This window comes from Flexivirga sp. B27 (assembly GCF_052905685.1).
The window spans coordinates 560,190-579,471 of the sequence record NZ_JBPYUM010000002.1 but is presented as its reverse complement, the minus strand read 5'-3'; the positions used below and the strand labels follow the sequence as shown (position 1 = coordinate 579,471).

The following is a 19,282-nucleotide window of genomic DNA, read 5'->3' as shown; positions in this document are numbered from 1 at the left end:
CACCGCCGATCTGGGGAACGAGTCCGTGTGATTGTCTGAACAAGTGCCATCTCTGAAGCGCGATCCGCGCACCCCGGTGCTCATCGCGCTGGTCCTGACGATGGCACTCGTGGCGATGGACACCACGATCGTCGCGACCGCCATCCCGCAAGTGGTCGAGGACCTCGGCGGGATCGACCAAGTGGGCTGGGTCTTCTCGGTCTACCTGCTGGCCCAGACGGTGACCATCCCGATCTACGGCAAGCTGGCCGACCTCTACGGCCGCAAGCCGATCCTGGTCTTCGGTGTCGTGGTCTTCCTGGCCGGCTCGGCGTTGTCGGCAGCTTCGTGGAACATGTTGGCGCTCATCGGTTTCCGCGCCCTGCAGGGCCTCGGTGCCGGGTCGATCGGTGCCACGGTCAACACCGTCGCCGGCGACCTCTACACCGTGCAGGAGCGCGGGCGCGTGCAGGGTTACCTGTCGAGCGTGTGGGGCATCTCGGCGGTGATCGCACCCGGGGTCGGTGGGCTCTTCGCGCAATACGCGTCCTGGCGGTGGATCTTCCTGATCAACCTGCCGCTCGGTGCCCTCGCCCTCGTACTGATCCTGCGCGGCCTGCACGAGGACGTCCCGCGTCACAAGCACCGCATCGACTACGCCGGCGCAAGTCTGGTGCTGCTGTCCGTCGGACTGCTCATCCTCGGCCTGCTCGAGGGCGGCAGCACCTGGGCGTGGGACTCGGTCGGCAGCATCACCACCTTCGCAGGCGCCATCATCGCCGGTGTCGCCGCAGCGTTCGTCGAACGCCGCGCCGCCGAGCCGATGCTCCCGACCTGGCTGTGGACTCGGCGTCTCACCCTGGCGACATTCGCCGCGACCGCCACCGCCGGCATGATCGTGATCGGGCTGTCGGTCTACCTGCCCAACTGGGGCCAACAGGTCCTGCACCTGTCGCCGGTCGCCGCCGGCTTCGTGATGGCGACGATGAGTATGACGTGGCCGGTCTCCTCGGCGCTGTCGTCCCACCTCTACCTACGCGTCGGATTCCGCGACACCGCTCTGCTCGGGGCGGGGCTGGCGACGGTCGCCGGGGTCTGGTTGTCCTTCCTCGGCCCCGACTCAGCGGTCTGGCGTCCCGTGCTCGGGACGGCGGTGATGGGTGCCGGCATGGGGTTGATCTTCACTCCGCTGATCGTCGGCCTGCAGGGCACGGTCGGCTGGTCGGAGCGGGGCACGATCACCGGCGGCACGATGTTCGCCCGATTCCTCGGGCAGAGCCTCGGGGCGGCGGCATACGGCGCGGCCTTCAACGCCGGAATGCAGGCGCACGCGGATGCGTCACCGGCCCTTCGGGTGCACGAGTCGACGCACGTGGTCTTCCTCGGGCTCCTGGCGGTCGCGGTGCTCACCTGCGTGCTGCTGGCGCTGGCCGTCCCGCGTCACTTCCCGGCATACGACAGCTGACCGAGAGGAGCACCAAACGACCGAGAGGAGTAGCAAATCGGGCCGATTTGCTACTCCTCTCGGTCAGTTGGTCGTCCTCTCGGTCGTGGCGGCTGCGTCGATCGCGCCGCCGAAGCGCCGGTCCCGCTCCGCGTAGATCTGGATGGCGCGCCACAGGTCACGCCGGTCGAAGTCGGGCCACAGCGTGTCGAGGAAGACCATCTCGGCATACGCCGACTGCCAGAGCATGAAGTTGCTGGTGCGCTGCTCGCCGGAGGACCGCACGAAGAGGTCGACGTCGGGCATGTCGGGCCAGGTCAGGTTGCGGGCGATCGTCTTCTCGTTGATCGAGGACGGCTTCAGCTTGCCCGCCTGCACCTGCTCGGCGATCCGTCGGGTGGCGTCGGCGATCTCGGCACGGCCGCCGTAGTTGACGCACATCTGCAACGTCATCACGGTGTTGCCGGCCGTCATCTCCTCAGCGCGCTTGAGCTCTTTGAGCACCGAGCGCCAGAGCCGCGGACGTTGTCCCGACCAGCGGCAGCGCACGCCCCAGGAGTGCAGCAGGTCGACCCGGCGCCGGATCACGTCCCGGTTGAAGCCCATCAGGAAGCGCACCTCGTCGGGTGAGCGGCGCCAGTTCTCGGTCGAGAACATGTATGCCGACAGGTTCTTCACTCCCGCGTCGATGCAGCCGGCGATGACGTCGATCAGCTGCGCCTCGCCCGCCTCGTGGCCCTTGGTGCGCGGCAACCCGCGCTGGTTGGCCCACCGGCCGTTGCCGTCCATCACCATCGCGATGTGCTGCGGCACCAGCTCGGCGGGTATGACAGGAGGCGTCGCACCGCTCGGGTGCGGGAAGGGGCGCTCGGTCATCGGGTTGATTCCAGGTGCGAGGTGCGGTCCACGAGACGCAACGATCTCACGCCGCGCTCCAGGTGCCACTGGATGTATGCCGCCACCAGGCCGCTTGCTTCCTTCCGCGTGCCCGGCTCGCTGGAGTCCGCCGTCTCCCAGTCGCCGGTGAGCAGCGCGGCGAGCAGCACGAACGTTGCGGGCCACGGAGCGGAACTGCCCGGGGTGCGACACGAGTAGCAGACCGCGCCGCCGGACGCGAGGTTGAACGCGCGGTGCGGTCCGGTCGCACCGCAGCCCGCGCAGTCGACGAAGCTGGGTGCCCAGCCGGCGATGGCGACGGCGCGCAGCAGGTAGGAGTCGAGCACCAGACCGGGCTCATGCTCCTTGTGCGCCAGCGATGCGAGGGCACCGGCGAGCAGGTTGAACTGCTGCGGGACGGCTTCCTTCTCCTCGACCAGCCGCTCGGCGGTCTCCAGCATCGCGGTCGCTGCGGTGAACGCGCTGTAGTCGCGGGTGAAGCGCTCGCCATACGGGGCGATGATCTCGGCCTGGGTGATGGTGTCGAGCGAACGGCCCTCGTAACACTGCAGGTCGACGATCATGCCCGGCTCCAGGCGGGCGCCGAACTTGGACTTGGTGCGCCGCACACCCTTGGCGACGGCACGGACCTCGCCGCGGCCACGCGTCAGCATGGTGACGATGCGATCGGTCTCCCCCAGCTTGTGGGTGCGCAGCACGATGCCGACGTCGCGATAAGTGGCCATGACCGGTCCATTGTCCCCGATAGCGCGGGCAACCACACGCAGGCGCGCCCCCACAAGCTGATCGAGTAGCCCCCAAGCTGATCGAGTAGCGGAGTGATCGGTGAGCTTGTGAACCGATCACCCCGCGTATCGAGATCTGGCGCGTCGAGATCTCGCCCCTTCGAGACGGTCGCTCGTCCCTCACGACCTCCTCAGGATCTCGGTACGAGATGGCCGAGGAGCCCGTGAGGAACGAGCGGGCGTCTCGAGGCCCCGGCAACCCACTGCGGCATACCCTGCCTACATGTCCCGCACTCGGTATGACGTCATCGTTGTCGGCGGCGGCCACAACGGCCTCACCGCGGCTGCTTACCTGGCCAAGGCCGGCAAGTCCGTGCTGCTCCTGGAGCGGCAGGATCACCTCGGCGGAGCATCGGTGTCGGCCGACGCATTCGCCGGGATGGGCGCGCACCTGTCGCGCTACTCCTACCTCGTCAGCCTGCTCCCCCAGCAGATCATCGACGACCTCGGTCTGCGGATCTCGTTGAAACGCAGGCGCTTTGCGTCATACACCCCGATGCCGGGCGGCGACACCGGACTGCTGGTCGACCACGGCGACGCGTCGGCGACGGCTGCGTCCTTCGCGTCGGTCGGAGCCGCCGGGGACCTGACCGGCTGGGACGACCTCTACGCGCGCGCCGGTCGTATGGCGCAAGCCCTGTGGCCCACCGTGACCGGGCCGCTGCGGCGTCGGTCTGAGATCGCCGACACCATCGGTGACCCGGGCATCGTGCGCGACTTCCTCGAGCGGCCGCTCGGCGAGGTGATCGAGGCCAGCGTGCGGGACGACCTGGTCCGCGGGGTGATCCTGACCGACGGACTCATCTCGACGTTCGCGAGCGCACACGACGCCGACCTGCAGCAGAACATCTGCTTCCTCTACCACGTGATCGGCGGCGGCACGGGCGACTGGGACGTGCCGGTGGGCGGCATGGGTGCCGTCTCCGGCGCCCTGGAGCGCGCCGCTCGGGATGCCGGCGCCGAGCTGCGGACCGGCACCGAGGTGACCACTGTCGACGACGGCACCGTCACCTGGCGTGACCGGGACGACGAGGTGTCCGCCGACGCGGACCTGGTGTTGTGGGCCGGCGCACCCGCGGTGCTCGACGAGTTGCGTGGCCGCACGCCCGCCGCGGCCGAAGGCGCACAGGTGAAGGTGAACCTGCTGCTCCGCCGCCTGCCGAAGCTGCGCGAGAGCGGCATCGACCCGACAGCTGCGTTCGGTGGCACGTTCCACATCAACGAGACCTACTCAGGCCTCGAAAAGGCTTATCAGCAGGCGCTTTCCGGCACAGTGCCCACACCGATGCCGGCGGAGATCTACTGCCACTCGCTGACCGATCCGACCATCCTGTCGGCCGGCCTGCGCGAGTCCGGCGCGCACACACTCACGGTCTTCTCCCTGCAGACCCCGGACCGGTTGCTGGCCGGCGGTGACACCGAGCGCGACCGGCTGCAGCGTGCGGTGCTCGACTCGCTGTCCAGCGTGCTCGCCGAACCCATCGACGACGTCCTGCTCACCGATGCGGACGGCCGTCCGTGTGTGGAGACCAAGACCACCCGGGACCTGCAGGACGTCCTGCGCATGCCGGGCGGCAGCATCTTCCACGGCCCGCTGTCGTGGCCATGGGCCACTGATGACGAACCCCTCGACACACCGGCGCAGCGCTGGGGAGTCACGACCTCGGATGATCGGATCCTGTTGGCCGGAGCGGGTTCTCGACGCGGCGGCGGCGTCAGCGGACTCGGCGGCTACCACGCAGCACGCGCCGCGCTGGAGATGACCGGAGAGTAGACATTTGTTCGAATGCGTGCTTACTCTGGAGCGGTGAAAATGACACTCCAGGGCTCGCTGTTGGACCAGGTCGACGAGGTCGGCCTGCGACCACTGGCCGGCGCGATCCGACGGGTGCCGCTCACGGGCGGCGCGTGGATCGACCTGCGACCGGGCTGGCTGACCGGAGCCGACGAGCTCTTCGGGCGGCTCGCTCTGGGCGGCAGTGCCGGCGTTGACTGGCACGGCGAGCGACGGCAGATGTACGACCGCGAGGTCGCCACGCCACGGCTGCTGCGCTTCTACCACAAGCACGAGACGTTGCCGGATCCTGTGCTGACACGGGCACGTTCGGCGCTCTCGGCACACTACGCGGACGAGCTCGGTGAGCCGTTCACCACCGCGGGCATGTGCCTCTATCGTGACGGCCGCGACTCGGTCGCCTGGCACGGCGACCGCATCGGTCGGTCCAACACCCAGGACACGATGATCGCGATCGTCTCGATCGGTCAGCCGCGGGTCTTCGCGATGCGACCCGTGGGCGGCGGCACGTCGATCCGGCATACGCTCGGCCACGGTGACCTCATCGTGATGGGCGGTTCGGCCCAGCGCACGTGGGAGCACTCCATTCCGAAGTCCAGCACCGCGACCGGGCCGCGCATCAGCATCCAGTTCCGCCCGTATGACGTCCGCTGAACTGGCGGTCTCGATACACCGCTCGTTCCTCGCGGCACTCGACCAGCCAGTCGATCAGAGGTCCGCGCGGGTCTTGCCGAAGATCACCAGGTCGACACGACCGCCGTGGGTGTAGCCGGCGGACCGCAGCACGCCCTCCTGGCGATATCCGGCAGCGAGTGCAGCCCGCTGGGACCCGATATTGCCGGTGGCCGACCGGATCTCCACCCGCTCCATGCCCTGCTCGAGCATTGCCCAATCGCCAAGCACACGAGCGGCTTTGCCGGCCAGACCGAGTCCCCGGTGGTCCGGTGACACCCAGTAGCCGATCTCCGTCGTCATCCCCCGCCAGTCGGTCTTCTTCAGGTCGATCATCCCGGCGAAGTCGCCGTCCCACTCGATTGCTCGCACGATGCCGCGCCCCTCGCGCAGCGTCGTGTCCGCTTGCTGCGTGACGAAGCCGCGTGCATGGGTCTCGTCATACGGGTCGGGCAGCGGAAGCCACTGCTGCGTCAACGGATCACGGCAGGATCGCACGATCGCCGGCACATCGCGCGTGTCGGGAGCGCGCAGGGTGAGCTTGCCGTCGTGTAGCGCTATGTCGTCGAAGGTCTGCCGCTCACCAGTCACCGCGCGAGTTTCGCACAGGACCGGCAGGCCCTCGCGGTCGGAGTCCGACAGGGATCGGTCGCACGCGGTCGACGCACTTGCGCATACGGTGTGACCCGATGAGTGCCACCGAAGTCAGCCGCCGACTGCTCGTGACCAGTGGGTTCTGCGCGGCCGGCAGCATAGCTTTGGCGGCGCTCGCCGGATGCGGGTCCGCTCATGCCGGGCACCCCGACCGGTCTCGCCGCAGTGCGACACCCTCGAGCAGCACACCGTCCGAGCCGACGTCGTCGTCCGCACCTGCCGGCAGCTCCACCGGCACGGTCAGCGCACCACCGACGGTCGACGCATCCAGCCCGCTCACAGCAGCACAGCTGGCCGCCAAACTCGAGGCATACGAGCGCAGTCGAGCTGCAACCGTGGCGGTCGCACTCCATGACCGCCGACACAACGACACGTTCACCTTCCACAGCACCTGGCGCACCAACACCCTCAGCATCGTCAAGGTGCTGATCCTCGCCACGGTCCTGAATCACTGTCAGGAGCGCCAGGTGAGCCTGACCCGGGCACAGTCCGCCCAGGCCGACGCGATGATCGTCCGGAGTGACAACGACGCGGCCAACGCGCTGCTGGTCTGGGTCGGCGTCGCCAACGTCCGGCGGATCGCCGGGCGTTACGGGCTGACCAGCACCGTCATACGCAGCGGCATCCTGCAGGGCGAGAGCGACTGGTGGGGCTACTCGACGACCACTGCCCGGGATCAGCTGCACCTGCTGACCGCGGTCATACACGGCGACTCGGTGCTGACCGCGGCGAACCGGACCTATCTCATCGGGCTGATGTCACGCATCACCCCGGCGCAACGGTGGGGCGTGTGCACACCGCCGTTACCGGCCGGGGTGCGCTGGAGCACCAAGAACGGCTGGGGCGCGCGTGCCGACAGCTACCTGGCCAACTCGATCGGCCGCATCGTCGGCAACGGACGCGACTACGACGCCGTCATCCTCAGTCGCTCGCCGTTCCGCGGGGACTACACCACTGCGCGCAGCTACGCGGCCGACACCGCGAGCGGTGTCTCCCGGATCTTGTATGCCGCGCTCGCACACCCGATCGGCTGAGTGCGGCACCCGTCGCCGGTCAGCTGGCCAGGACGGCAGCGAGGATCACGACAAGGATGACCACGACGATGAGGACCATAAGGCCGACGAAGAAGCCCTTGCCGTTGCGCTTCTGCTTGGTCGGCCCCATATTTCCCTTGGCAAACTGCACCAGCGGTGCGGCGTAGAAGACCGGCACGCTCTGCCCGGGCCTAACCTCGACGTCGTACGACGCTTGGCCGTATTTCACGATCCAGGTCGCGTAGGCACTCACCGTGTGCCGACCGGCAGGCACCGGCAGGTGATTCAGACCGTATGCCGCGGGCACGGGGTGCCCGTCGATCGCGACCTGCGGAGTGAGCATGTTGGAGGTCATCGCACTGCCCTGGAGCGTCAGGTCGATGTATCCTTCAGCGCCGTAGTTGCCCGGCCCAGGCGGCGGAAACCCTTGCGGCTGCTGCGGATAGGCCTGTGGACCACCAAATTGCTGCGGTGCCGGCTGTGGGTGCGGTGGTGGTTGCGAGCCGGGGTGGGGACCGGCGCCCTGGCCCGGCAACGGTGCGCCGCGGCCGGGCTGCGGTCCCCCGGCATTCGGTGGCTGCCACGGGTTGTTCGGGTTATTCGAAGGGTCCCCGGATTGCGTCATGCCCGACAGCCTAAACGCGCGGGCAGCACGCAACGCCCCTCACCGACCGCGCGACTCCATCCAGCGCAATTCGAGCCTCCGAAATCCACTCGCGGCTGTCCGTGCGTGCCCCTACCGTCCTTCGATATGACAACACCAGACTTCCTGACCACCATCCATGACGAATCCGCGCGGTTCCGTGCGGCATTGGCCGAGGCTCCCGACAACAGCGTTCCCACGTGTCCCAACTGGTCGACCGACGACCTGTTGTGGCACCTGGCGGACGTGCAGTGGTTCTGGGGCAGCATCGTCGCGGACAACGTCGACGATCCCGAGAACCTGCAGCATCCCGATCGGCCGACCGACAGGTCGGCCATGCTCGCGGCGTTCGACGACGCGAGCGACGCCCTGCAGCAGACTCTGCAGACGACGCCGCCGGGCGAAGCACGATGGATGTGGACCGTCGACGAAGGACTGCACACCGCCGGCTACATCCGCCGGCGCCAGGCGCACGAGGCACTCATCCACCGAGTCGACGCCGAGCTGACCGCCGGCCAGGAGGTCTCCGCCATCGACCCGGCACTGGCCGCCGACGGTGTCGACGAGGTCGTGGACGTCATGTATGGCCGCGACCACCCGCTCGTCACCTTCCACCCCGGCGACGGGAGGGTCGTGGAGCTCGTCGCCACCGACGCCGACCGGCGCTGGGTGCTGCAACTCGGCCGCGAAACCGCCTCGATCGACGGCGAAGACATCGACGACGCCAACTTCCGGCCGGCGCCGAACGCCACTGCCGTTGCGACGATCTCGGGCACCGCCGCCGACCTCGACCTGTGGCTGTGGAACCGCCCCACCAACGGCAAGCTCATCGGCACCGGCGACCAGCAGACACTCGACGCGATGAACGAAGTGCTCGCGGAGGGCCTTCAGTAGCGCGCCCTGCCTGCCGTGAAGACTCACCGCTGCCCGGCGGCCGCTACACCCGCGCCGGCTGCTCGCAGCTCCAGCGGCGGGACACTACCGATGCCGTCCTGATTCGCTCGCCGATGCAGCACGACGAGCGCCGCGACGTCGGGAAGCAGCCCTTTGAGTGCGTCCATCACCCGAGCTTCCTGCGCCGCCGGGAGTGCAGACGTCGCCTCGTCGAGCAGCAGGAGTGCTGGGTCAGCTGCGACCGCGCGCGCCAACGAGACAAGCTGACGGTCCGCGTGGCTCAGCCGATCGAGGTGCAGGTCGACGGCGATCGGCTCCCGTCCGGCGGCTGCGCACAACTGGCGCAGCGCCTCGACGCCGGTGGCGTCAAGCACCTGGCGCGCAGCCATCGGCAGGGCCGGAAGGTCGGAGTCCAGCAAGGCGATCCGCGCCGTTTCCGGCCGCTGGAGCAGGCATCCGGCCGCCAGGCTCCGCGCGCCGCCGATGCTCCGCAGCAGGGTGCTCTTGCCCACCCCGGACGGCCCGACCACGACCTGCCACTCCCCCGAAAAAAGCGTGACATCGACCGGGGCGACCGCTCCCAGCTCCGGGCTGAGCGGCACAAGCTCCTCCCCGGCCAACACCGGCTCAGTTGACGGGTGGCCGGTCACCGGTGGCGTCATACAGCCGACGTGCTCGGGTTCCGTCCCGTCGAGCCGGCTCGCGCGCTCGCCTTCCTCCGCAAGGTCGAAGACCCGCGACGCACTCTGCAGAACGCCATTCATCATCTGCGTCTGGTCGATCAGCGCCCCGACCTGCTGCGAGAAGATGTATGCCGCGTAGACCACCACCCCGTCGCCGATGCCGAAGCTTGAGCTGCCCAGGGTGGTGCCCCAGATCGCAACCGCCAGCACACCGAGACTCAGCAGCTCCACACCGAGGATGGTCCGCAGCTGCACGTTCGACCACCTCGCGATCGCCGCCGCACGGACCGTTCCCAGCTCCGCAAAACGCGCGGCGAGGGCTCGACGCAGCGGCACGGACCGGTGAAATCCGGGGTCTCCGATCGTGCGCGTGCCGAACGAGAGCAGCGGGACACGAGCGGCGGCCGAGAGCCGGGTGGCTGTCTCGAGGGCGTCCTGTCCCCGTCGCACCTGCACCACGCCGAGCACGGCCAACAGCAACAGAGCCGGGACTGCGATGGGGCCGGCTGTCACCACGACGAGCAGAGCGACGACCACGCCGAGCACACCCGCGAGGTATGACGCAACGGCACTCGGGATCCGGATCTCCAACGCGTAGAAGTCCCGCCCCACTCGGGCGGGCACGACGTGGTGCCGCCCGGCGAAGTGTCCGCGAGCGAGCGAGTCGAGCAGACGACGATGCAGTCGATCGATCCGCGGGCGGGCAGAGTGCAGCGGCAACAGGCGCCCGGCGAAGATCGCGGCGCAACCGAGCAACACCACGACGCCCAGACGAATCACCGAATCCATAGTGGTCGCACCGGTTTCCACCACGCCGGCGATGATCAGCTCCGCTGCGGCCGCACCGGCCAACAGCACGGAGAAGCCCACGAGGGCCCATCGTGGCCACAGTGCGGAGACGACGCGCCCGAGTCCGAACGAGCTGGCGTCCCGCCCCACCAGGTCGAAGGCAGCACGCGCGGGCGGGTCGAATGCCTCGACGAACTCGTATCCACCGGCAGCGGGCTGTGCGGTGCGAACGGGTGTTGGGAGGTCGGCTGCCAGGCTGTCGGTGAAGTCGCCGCCGAGCAGCTCCACCAGCTGCTCACGGGACGCGTCGAAGTCCTCGCGCCAAATGTAATCGACGCCGGATCCTTCAACGACCGCGATCCCGTCGACCCAGCGCAGCGGCTCGGGGCGGGTGCTGCGGAGATAGACGGTGGGCCGGGTCGGGGCGCTGAGCACCTCCCGGCCGACCTCCTGCGCCGTCACGGGGTCGAGCGGCGCGAAGACGTCGTCGAGCACGAGCGTGTGGGGCCGGAAGTACAGCGCCCGTGCGAGCGACAGTCGGACCAGTTCACCGTCGGACAAGGTCTCGTGCTCGCAGTCGAGCAGCTGGCCGTCGACCAGCTTGGCCGAACCATCCGCTGCACGCCGGAAAAGCGCTGCGGCTGCCGTGCTTTCGACATACCGTTGACGGTCCACAGAGCGCGACCACAGGACGACGTTCTGCGCAATGACGCCATCGAGCGCCGGCTGCGAGCGACCTACCCAACAGTCCGTGGAGGTGGTGCTGCCGTCGAGTCTGCAGCTGAGCCAGGACGTCACCGCATCGTCGTCCCGGCCCACCACCAGGAGGCGTGCTCCGTGCGGCACGTCCGGAAGCGGCGACGACGCCTCCTGGCCGTTGGTCTCGGCGATGAGGTGATGCAGATCCGCGCCGACGTGGCGGGTGAAGTTGATCGATCGATACGTCCCGAGGGCGGCGGTGACCGCACCCATCAGCATGCGGACCAGGACGAGCAGACCCACAGCGCGGCCTGCTGCGAGGTCGGCGCCCGCAGTGAGCGACAACGCGGCCGCCAACCAGACTGCGACGCCGGCGATCCCGTAATCGGCCGTGACGTTCACTGCGGCGAGTCGGCTCCATTTCCGCAACAGCCGCAGCTGAACCCTCCTGATCGACTGCACTTCGTCGCACACCGCGCGTGCGAGGCGGGCACGCGCGACCGCCTGCCATGCGGTCGCGAAGACCTCGATCAGCGAGGACCGCGACTGCTCAGCATCAAGGAATCGCTTTCCGGCAGCGCTGCCCGAGGATGCGAGGCGGGCGACCGCGAGCACTCCGCAGGAGACGGCGACGGTCACGATCACGCCGACCCAGCCGTACTCGACGACAAGGATCGCGGCGAACACCGTGGCGAGCACTGTGTTCACCAGAAACTCCGGGACGAAGGCGACCTGGCTGGTCATCTGCCCGTATTCCAACAGGAACGTCGTCGTCGCTTGCTTGCGACGAGCGAGCCAGCCGGCGTCGGCCCGCAACAGTCGACGGTAAATCACCTGTTGCACGGACAGATCGATGCGATAGACGAGATATCGGATCTGGACGGTGCCGGCGAATCTGAGCAGCGAGGCCGCCACCAGCACACCGGTCAATAGCGTCGCGGTGCGCGTCGTCGGCTCGTCCACCAGATGACGCACGAAGTGCGGGATGAACGGCGACGCGACGACGAGGCACACGCCGGTGAACAGGTAGCCCAGCGACGACCGCCAGAAAACGATGAACAACCCGCGCCACAGCCCACGCTCCGTCAACGCCCGGTCGAGGGCTTCTGCCGAATCGTGAACGTCGAGACCGGCTTTGCGCGCGTCAGCCGGTCCGAGCGCGTCCGGCTCGACATACGCGTCGGCATACGACCGACGCAGCGTGCGCGGCCCGATCACGAGGCAGCAGAGTATGCCGCGAGGTTCGACAGCACGTCAGGCGCGCGATCCGAGCAGCTCATCCAGCTGCTCGACCGCCACGTCGACCTCGCCGTCGGCGATCTGCAGCGTCGGCAGGTCCGGACGCTGCGACACGAGCTCGCCGAACCGCTGCCGGTAGAACTCGAATTCCTTCGGGGCGACCTCCTGCTGCCACGGCTGGTCGCCGAGCCTGGACTCACCCTGCACGAGCACCATCACGAAGTCGAAATCTGCTGCAGCGTCGTCAAATCGGCCCAACTGGTCTGGATTCGCGACCAGCTGCGGCACCACGACATCGTGTCCGGACTCCAGGTGCGCCTCGATGATCCGCAAGGCGAGCGAACGACCGAGCTCAGCTGTCTCTTCCCACTGCCCGCCGAGCATCGTTCGCAACACGTCGATGTCGAGGTTGAGGACGCCCGGCCGGGTGGCGACATACGCACCGGCGAGGGTCGACTTGCCGACGCCCGGCAGGCCGTTGAGCAGGATCAGGCGTGGCATCCGGCCACCCTAACCGCTGTAGCGAGGAGGCCGAGCGCCCCTTCTCCCTTCGCGACCGCCGTTGACGCTCGAAGCGGTCGTTGACGGTGCAGCAGGGCCGTCAACCGCTGGTTCGAGCGTCAACCGGCCCGATGTCAGTTACTCAGCCAGCTCCGCGTCGCGCTCGGCTCGGTTGACCGCGGACAGGATCGCGGTGAGCGAGGCCTTCACGATCGAGCTGTGCACGCCGACACCCCAGATCACCCGGTCACCGATCGCGCACTCGAGGTATGCCGCGGCGCTCGCGTCGCCACCGGTCGACAGGGTGTGCTCGGCGTAGTCGAGCACCCGGACATCCACACCGATCGGCGCCAGCGCGTTGACGAAGGCGTCGATCGGGCCGTTGCCCTCACCCTCGACGGTGATCTCCTTGCCGTGATCGGTCATCGTGGCGCTGATGTGGTCCTTGCCCTCGGCGCCGCTCTGCAGGGTGTGGGTGATCGGACGGAACCGGCCCCACGCGGACTCGCCCTCCCCTGTGCTCGGCAGGTATTCGTCCCGGAACGCCTGCCACAAGGCCTCGGCAGTGACCTCGCCGCCGGTGGTGTCGGTGTGCTGCTGCACAACCCCGCTGAACTCGATCTGTAGGCGCCGCGGCAGGTCCAGCTGGTGCTCGGTCTTGAGCAGGTAGGCGACGCCGCCCTTGCCCGACTGGCTGTTGACCCGGACGACCGCTTCGTAGGAACGGCCGACGTCGTGCGGGTCGATCGGCAGGTAGGGCACACCCCACACCAGCTCATCGATCGCCTTGCCGGTCTCGCGTTCCTGCCGGTGCATGTCGGCGAAGCCCTTGTTGATGGCGTCCTGGTGCGAGCCGGAGAACGCGGTGAAGACCAGGTCTCCGCCATACGGGTGACGCTCGTGCACCGGCAACTGGTTGCAGTGCTCGACGGTGCGACGAATCTGGTCGATGTTCGAGAAGTCGATCTGCGGGTCGATGCCCTGGCTGAAGAGGTTCAGGCCCAGCGTGACCAGGTCGACGTTGCCGGTGCGCTCACCGTTGCCGAAGAGGCAGCCCTCGATCCGGTCGGCGCCGGCCTGGTAGCCGAGTTCGGCTGCGGCCACACCGGTTCCGCGGTCGTTGTGCGGGTGCAGGCTCAACATCACCGACTCGCGGTGGGACAGGTGCGCCGACATCCACTCGATGGAGTCTGCGTAAACGTTCGGGGTGGCCATCTCGACGGTCGCCGGCAGGTTGACGATCATCTTGTGGTCCGGCGTCGGGTCGATGACGTCGATGACCTCGTTGCAGATCCGCGCGGCGAAAGCCAACTCGGTGCCGGTGTAGGACTCCGGCGAGTATTCGTAGTAGACGTCGGTGTCCGGGACTGTCTCCTCGAGCTTCTTGACCAGCCGGGCGGCCTGCACGGCGATGTCGACGATGCCGTCCTGGTCGAGTCCGAAGACCACCCGTCGCTGCAGCACGCTCGTGGAGTTGTAGAAGTGCACGATCGCCTGCTTGGCACCGCGGATGGCGTCGAAGGTGCGCTCGATCAGCTGGTCACGGCACTGGGTGAGCACCTGGATGGTGACGTCGTCGGGGATGTGCCCGCCCTCGATCAGCTCGCGGACGAAGTCGTAGTCGGTCTGGCTGGCGCTGGGGAAACCGACCTCGATCTCCTTGTAACCCATGCCGACCAACAGGTCGAACATGCGCTTCTTGCGCTCGGAGTTCATCGGGTCGATGAGCGCCTGGTTGCCGTCCCGCAGGTCGACGGCGCACCACCGCGGCGCCTTGGTGATGATCTTGCTCGGCCACTGCCGCTCCGGCAGGTCGACCTTGATCTGCTCGTGGAACGGGATGTACTTGCCTACCGGCATCGTGGACGGCTGCTGAGGGTGCTTCATGACTCGCCTTCTGGGTGGGTGCTGGGCTTCGGCCCGGGCAGCAAGCACTCCGCGGCGAGGACGGCCGAATCAGGCCTCGCCGCGGCAGCCAAGAAGAAGGTCGTATGCCGCACGCACGTCTCGGATGTTACGGCACGTCCGCGAGCGATGTCCACGAGACGGACGTCACGTCCAGGTCGTGGACGCGATGCGTGCGCCCTGTTCCCGAGAAGGCCGAGCCTGGTTCCAAGGTGGCCGAGCCTGGTTCCAAGGTGGCCGAGCCTGTCGAGGTCAGGGTTTCGACAAGCTCAACCATCTCGGAGCCTGGTTTCGAGGTGGCCGAGCCTGTCGAGGTCATGGTTTCGACAAGCTCAACCACCGTGACCTCGGCTCAACCACTTTGATCTCGGCCCAACCACCTTGACCTTGGCTCAACCACCTCGACATACATCCTGCGGCCGATGCACGCGACTGGCGGGGTCGGTCACACTGGGTGGCATGCAGCGCATCTGGGAGCAGAACCGCCCGACGCGCCGTCAGGTGGTCTTCGACGTCGTCGGCGGCACCGCGTTCGCTGTGCTGATCGGGCTGCTCTATTCCACCGTCGGGTGGGGACAGGTCGTCGTCGTCCTCCTGCTCGCCGTCGCCCTCTGCGTGCGGCGCATCAGCGTCCCGCTGATGGTTGCCTTCGGACTGGCAGCAGCGGCAGTGCAATTCGCGCGACCGGACTGGTATCTCGGCCTCGCCGTCGCGGACGTTGCGTACGCCGCGGTGTTCTACGTCCTGGGCGCCCACACACGCGCGCCGGTGCGTCGATTCGGTCTGATTGCCGCCGCGCTCGGGTGCGGTGCGCTGCTGATCTGGGTGCCGCTCCTGGCCGAGAGTGGTGAAAGCCTCGAACGGCGGGCCTTCGCCGGGGTGGCGATCACCGCAATGGCGGCACTGGTCTGCTTCGGCGGATGGGTCGGCGGCTACCTGCGACTACAACGCCGACAGGCATTCCAGTCCGAGCTGGAAAGGGTCGAACAACGTCGCCTGGCCGAGAGCTACGAGCACGAACTGCAGCGGACGCGAGTGGCGGCAGACATGCACGACATCGTCGCCCACTCCTGGGCGGTCGTCGCGGCACAGGCCGACGGCGCGCGCTACAGCCTGCGCAACAACCCCGATGCCACTGAGCAGGCGCTCGAGGTCATCGCCGAGACCGCACGCTCCACCATCGCCGACTTGCGGACCATCCTCGCCGAACTGCGCGACAACGATGCCGAGCAATCGACACCCGGCTACGAGCAGCATGATCGCCTGCTGCAACGAATGCGGTTGACCGGCATGGACATTCGCGACGATCGTGTCGGCGAACCACCGCAGTCCTCCCTCATCGCACTGACCGCCTATCGACTGCTGAGCGAGGCGCTCACCAACGCCCTCAAACACGGAGACCTCGACCGGCCGGTGCACGTGACACAGGACTGGACCGACGGCTACCGACTACGCGTCACCAACACCATCGGCACACCCGGCGACGGCACCGGCCACGGGATCGTCGGCATGATGGAGCGGGCCGCCATCGCCGGCGGCCATCTCGAGTCCCAGCGGGACGGCGCCGACTGGGTCGTCACGGCCGTGATCCCCAATCCGCAACGCAGCGAAGCCAATCCAGAACAGGAGTCAGCAACCACGTGACCAGCCAGCCGATCCGGGTAGCCATGATCGACGACCAGGCACTGTTCCGCAGTGGCCTCGGCCTGGTCATCGACAGCCAGCCCGACCTGACCGTGGTGGGCGAAGCCGCCGACGGCTCCGAGGCCGTCGACCTCGTCCGCCGCACAACCCCCGACGTGGTGCTGATGGACGTGCGTATGCCGACCGTCGACGGCGTCACCGCGACCCGGTCGCTGTGTGCCGAGTTCGGCGACGACGGTCCGAAAGTGTTGGTGCTGACCACTTTCGACCTCGACGCTGCCGTCGCCGACGCCATTGAGGCGGGGGCGTCCGGGTTCCTGCTGAAGGATGCTCAGCCGGAGTTCCTGCTGGGCGCCATACGAAGCGTGGCGGCCGGCAGTCAGGTGGTCGCAGCAAGTGCCACCAAGGCGCTCTTCGAACGAGTGCGTGCCAAGCGGACCTCACCTCCGGGGGCCGAGTTCGACCAGCTGACCACCCGCGAGCGGGAGATCCTGCTGCGCGCCGCAGAAGGCCTGTCGAACGCCGAAATCGCCTCCGCCGAATACCTTTCCGAAGCAACGGTGAAGACACACATGTCCCGGATCCTCACCAAGTTGCAGTTGCGTGATCGCGTGCAGGTCGTCGTCTACTGCTACGAGCACGGTCTGTTGTGAATCGCCGGTCGAGTAGGGCGAGGCGCTAGCCGAGGCCGTATCGAGACCAGCGAGCCGTGGTCTCGATACGCACGCTCGTCCCTCACGTGCTACTCGACCGACGGCATCGCCGCATACACCCTGCGGTGTAGTCGAATTCGCTCCTGCGCCCGATGCGCCGGTGCTCCTCCGCGGGCGACGCTGGATGACATGTCCACAACACCGATCACACCCGACCAGGCCGTCGTCGCCTTCCGCGGCGCGAGCAAGCACTACGGCACAGGCTCCGGCACGGTGCGCGCCCTCGACGGCATCGACATCGACATCCGACAGGGCGAATTCACTGCGATCATGGGGCCGTCCGGGTCCGGCAAGTCGACCTTCATGAACGTCGCGGCGGGCCTGGACGACATCACCGAGGGCGGTGTCTTCCTGGCAGGGCAGCCGCTGCACACGATGGACGACACGGCGCGCACCATGCTCCGGCGCGGCCGGGTCGGATTCGTCTTCCAGTCCTTCAACCTGGTCCCCACGCTGACCGTGGCCGAGAACATCGTGCTGCCGTTCCAGCTCGCCGGCCACCGCGTGACCAGGGACGAGCAGCAGTGGATCGACCACCTCGTCCAGGTCCTGGGTCTGACCGAGCGGGTCGCGCACAAGCCGGCCGAGCTCTCCGGCGGCCAACAACAGCGGGTCGCGATCGCCCGGGCCCTGGCTGCACGTCCCGCGATCGTCTTCGCGGACGAGCCGACCGGCAATCTCGACACCCGCACCTCGACCGAGGTGTTGCGTCTGATGCGTTCTGCCGCAACGGAATACGGCCAGACGATCGCGATGGTCAGTCACGACCCGATCGCTGCGTCATACGCCGACCGGGTGTTGGTGCTGGCCGACGGCCGCATCGTTGCCGACCACGGTCGGCTCAGCCCGCAGCAGATCTCGCACCTGCTCCTGACCGCCGAAGGCGTGCCAGCATGAGCACCACGATGCGACGCGACCTCGTCCTCGGCTCCCCACGCGAACTCGGCACCGTGGCCCTGGTCGCCGGACTCTCCGGTGCGTATGCCGGCGCGCTGCTGACCTGCAGCAGCCTGATCTCGGCCGTCAACGAGGGCACCGGCGGTGCCGTCAAAATCCTGCTCGCCGTGGTCGCCACGGTCTTCATCGGTATGGCGCTGTATGTCGCTGCCGTCGTCATCTCGGCAGGCGTCACGACGGTCATCGCCGGACGCCTGCAGCACATCGCGACATTGCGGCTGCTCGGTGCGAAGAGCTCGGACCTGCGACGCTCCGTGGGTCGCAGCACCGCGCGAATCTGCTTTGCCGGCAGCCTGATCGGGGCTGTCTCGGCGACCCTGGCCACCGACCTCGTCCGGGTCGTGCTCGTGCACCAGGGGCACCTGCCCGGTGACGTGCACTATCCGTGGTTCACCCCCGGAGTGCTCGTGGCGGTCGTCGCGATCACCGCGGTTTCGGCGATCGCGGGCTGGATCGGTTCGCGCCGGGTGCTGGAGGTGTCGCCCGCCCAGGCGATGGCCGGCACCGCGGGCGCCCGGCAGGACACCCGAGCACTGTCCCGACTGCGGTCGGTGTGCTCGATGCTGCTGATCGTGGTCGGCCTCGGGTTGTTCGCGCTGGCCATGGAGCTCGGCGAACGCGGCGGCGCCTCAGGCTTTTTCACCGTTTTCGTCGCGGCCTGCACCACCTCGACCGGGCTTCTCCTCGGTGCCCGGTCGGTCCTGCCGTGGGCCGTCGGCCGGCTCGGGCAGCTGCTCGGGCGGGACGCCGCCAGCACTATCGCCCGCCGCAACGCGGTCGCCGATCCGTCCCGGACGACGCAGTCCACGCTGGGGCTCTTCGTCGGCGTCACACTCGTCACCACGATCGCCTCCGGCACGTCCGCGCTGCAGGGCGCGGTCGACTCGTGGCAGGACCTGAGCGCACACCAGCGCGACGTGGCGCACTCCATGCTGTCGATCGCCTCCACCGTGACGATCACTGTCGGTGTGGTGTCTTCACTCATCGCCGCGGTCGGGTTCGTCAGCACGATGTCACTCACCGTGATCCAGCGACGCCGTGAGTTGGGCCTGCTGCGAGCACTGGGTTTCACCGGCTCCCAGGTGCGTCGGATGATCACCCAGGAGTCGGTGGCGATGTCCGCCGCAGCGACCTCCGCGGGGATCGGGGTCGGGCTGCTCTACGGGTCGGCGAGTGCGCAGGCACTCGTGGGTGTGGAGACCGACGGCTTCGTCTGGGGTCTGCCCTGGCTGGTCCTGGTCGCGATCGTGCTGGCCTCTGTCGCGCTGATCCTGGTGGCATCACAGCCGCCGGCCCGCCGGGCGATCGCCACCTCACCGGTCACCGCGCTTCGGGTGGACGCCTGACGGGGCGGC

16 protein-coding genes are annotated in these 19,282 nt (G+C 68.1%); 9 read left to right on the top strand and 7 right to left on the bottom strand.

What is annotated here, in order from left to right:
• Positions 1-43 precede the first annotated feature (43 nt).
• Positions 44-1,444 carry an MDR family MFS transporter gene (locus ACSZL9_RS11565; RefSeq protein WP_446665643.1) on the top strand — a complete coding sequence of 467 codons (1,401 nt, stop codon included), beginning with the start codon at positions 44-46 and terminating at the stop codon, positions 1,442-1,444.
• 63 nt (positions 1,445-1,507) lie between these two features.
• Here the strand turns inward: ACSZL9_RS11565 and ACSZL9_RS11560 are convergent, their stop codons facing one another.
• Both ACSZL9_RS11560 and recO read right to left on the bottom strand, forming a co-directional pair.
• Entirely contained in the window at positions 1,508-2,299 is a 792-nt protein-coding gene (locus ACSZL9_RS11560; protein ID WP_446665642.1) for an isoprenyl transferase, read from the bottom strand.
• Positions 2,296-3,045, bottom strand: coding sequence for a DNA repair protein RecO (gene recO, locus ACSZL9_RS11555; RefSeq protein ID WP_446665641.1), 750 nt, complete (start codon positions 3,043-3,045; stop codon positions 2,296-2,298). The genes ACSZL9_RS11560 and recO overlap by 4 nt, the downstream gene beginning before the upstream one ends.
• Positions 3,046-3,328: 283 nt before the next feature.
• Here recO and ACSZL9_RS11550 point away from each other — a divergent pair, with 283 nt between their 5' ends.
• Positions 3,329-4,879, top strand: a complete 1,551-nt coding sequence (locus tag ACSZL9_RS11550) for a phytoene desaturase family protein (RefSeq protein ID WP_446665640.1) — start codon at positions 3,329-3,331, stop codon at positions 4,877-4,879.
• A 39-nt stretch (positions 4,880-4,918) separates the two neighbouring features.
• Positions 4,919-5,554 carry an alpha-ketoglutarate-dependent dioxygenase AlkB gene (locus ACSZL9_RS11545; protein WP_446665799.1) on the top strand — a complete coding sequence of 212 codons (636 nt, stop codon included), beginning with the start codon at positions 4,919-4,921 and terminating at the stop codon, positions 5,552-5,554.
• A 54-nt stretch (positions 5,555-5,608) separates the two neighbouring features.
• On the opposite strand, the gene ACSZL9_RS11540 is transcribed toward ACSZL9_RS11545, so the two are convergent.
• The gene (locus tag ACSZL9_RS11540; protein WP_446665639.1) at positions 5,609-6,163 is read right to left on the bottom strand and encodes a GNAT family N-acetyltransferase; all 555 of its coding nucleotides are present in this window, start codon (positions 6,161-6,163) and stop codon (positions 5,609-5,611) included.
• A gap of 98 nt (positions 6,164-6,261) precedes the next feature.
• On the opposite strand from ACSZL9_RS11540, the gene ACSZL9_RS11535 reads away from it, so the two are divergent.
• Positions 6,262-7,260, top strand: a complete 999-nt coding sequence (locus ACSZL9_RS11535; RefSeq protein ID WP_446665638.1) for a serine hydrolase — start codon at positions 6,262-6,264, stop codon at positions 7,258-7,260.
• 19 nt (positions 7,261-7,279) lie between these two features.
• On the opposite strand, the gene ACSZL9_RS11530 is transcribed toward ACSZL9_RS11535, so the two are convergent.
• Positions 7,280-7,885, bottom strand: a complete 606-nt coding sequence (locus tag ACSZL9_RS11530) for a hypothetical protein (protein WP_446665637.1) — start codon at positions 7,883-7,885, stop codon at positions 7,280-7,282.
• Positions 7,886-8,011: 126 nt separating this feature from the next.
• On the opposite strand from ACSZL9_RS11530, the gene ACSZL9_RS11525 reads away from it, so the two are divergent.
• A complete protein-coding gene (locus tag ACSZL9_RS11525) occupies positions 8,012-8,797 on the top strand; it encodes a maleylpyruvate isomerase family mycothiol-dependent enzyme (protein WP_446665636.1) in 786 nt (261 codons plus the stop codon).
• Positions 8,798-8,820: 23 nt separating this feature from the next.
• Here the strand turns inward: ACSZL9_RS11525 and ACSZL9_RS11520 are convergent, their stop codons facing one another.
• The 3 genes from ACSZL9_RS11520 to leuA form a co-directional block, all read right to left on the bottom strand.
• A complete protein-coding gene (locus ACSZL9_RS11520; RefSeq protein ID WP_446665635.1) occupies positions 8,821-12,186 on the bottom strand; it encodes an ATP-binding cassette domain-containing protein in 3,366 nt (1,121 codons plus the stop codon).
• Between the two features lie 36 nt (positions 12,187-12,222).
• On the bottom strand, positions 12,223-12,708 hold the full coding sequence (locus ACSZL9_RS11515) for an AAA family ATPase (RefSeq protein ID WP_446665634.1): 486 nt from the start codon (positions 12,706-12,708) through the stop codon (positions 12,223-12,225).
• Between the two features lie 138 nt (positions 12,709-12,846).
• Entirely contained in the window at positions 12,847-14,595 is a 1,749-nt protein-coding gene (leuA, locus tag ACSZL9_RS11510) for a 2-isopropylmalate synthase (RefSeq protein WP_446665633.1), read from the bottom strand.
• Between the two features lie 477 nt (positions 14,596-15,072).
• On the opposite strand from leuA, the gene ACSZL9_RS11505 reads away from it, so the two are divergent.
• From ACSZL9_RS11505 to ACSZL9_RS11490, 4 genes are all read left to right on the top strand, one after another.
• Entirely contained in the window at positions 15,073-16,257 is a 1,185-nt protein-coding gene (locus tag ACSZL9_RS11505; RefSeq protein WP_446665632.1) for a sensor histidine kinase, read from the top strand.
• A gap of 23 nt (positions 16,258-16,280) precedes the next feature.
• Positions 16,281-16,910 (top strand): response regulator, encoded by a 630-nt coding sequence (locus ACSZL9_RS11500; RefSeq protein ID WP_446665798.1) that lies wholly within the window; start codon positions 16,281-16,283, stop codon positions 16,908-16,910.
• Positions 16,911-17,099: 189 nt separating this feature from the next.
• Positions 17,100-17,867 carry an ABC transporter ATP-binding protein gene (locus tag ACSZL9_RS11495; protein ID WP_446665631.1) on the top strand — a complete coding sequence of 256 codons (768 nt, stop codon included), beginning with the start codon at positions 17,100-17,102 and terminating at the stop codon, positions 17,865-17,867.
• Positions 17,864-19,273, top strand: coding sequence for an FtsX-like permease family protein (locus ACSZL9_RS11490; protein ID WP_446665630.1), 1,410 nt, complete (start codon positions 17,864-17,866; stop codon positions 19,271-19,273). The genes ACSZL9_RS11495 and ACSZL9_RS11490 overlap by 4 nt, the downstream gene beginning before the upstream one ends.
• Positions 19,274-19,282 lie beyond the last annotated feature (9 nt).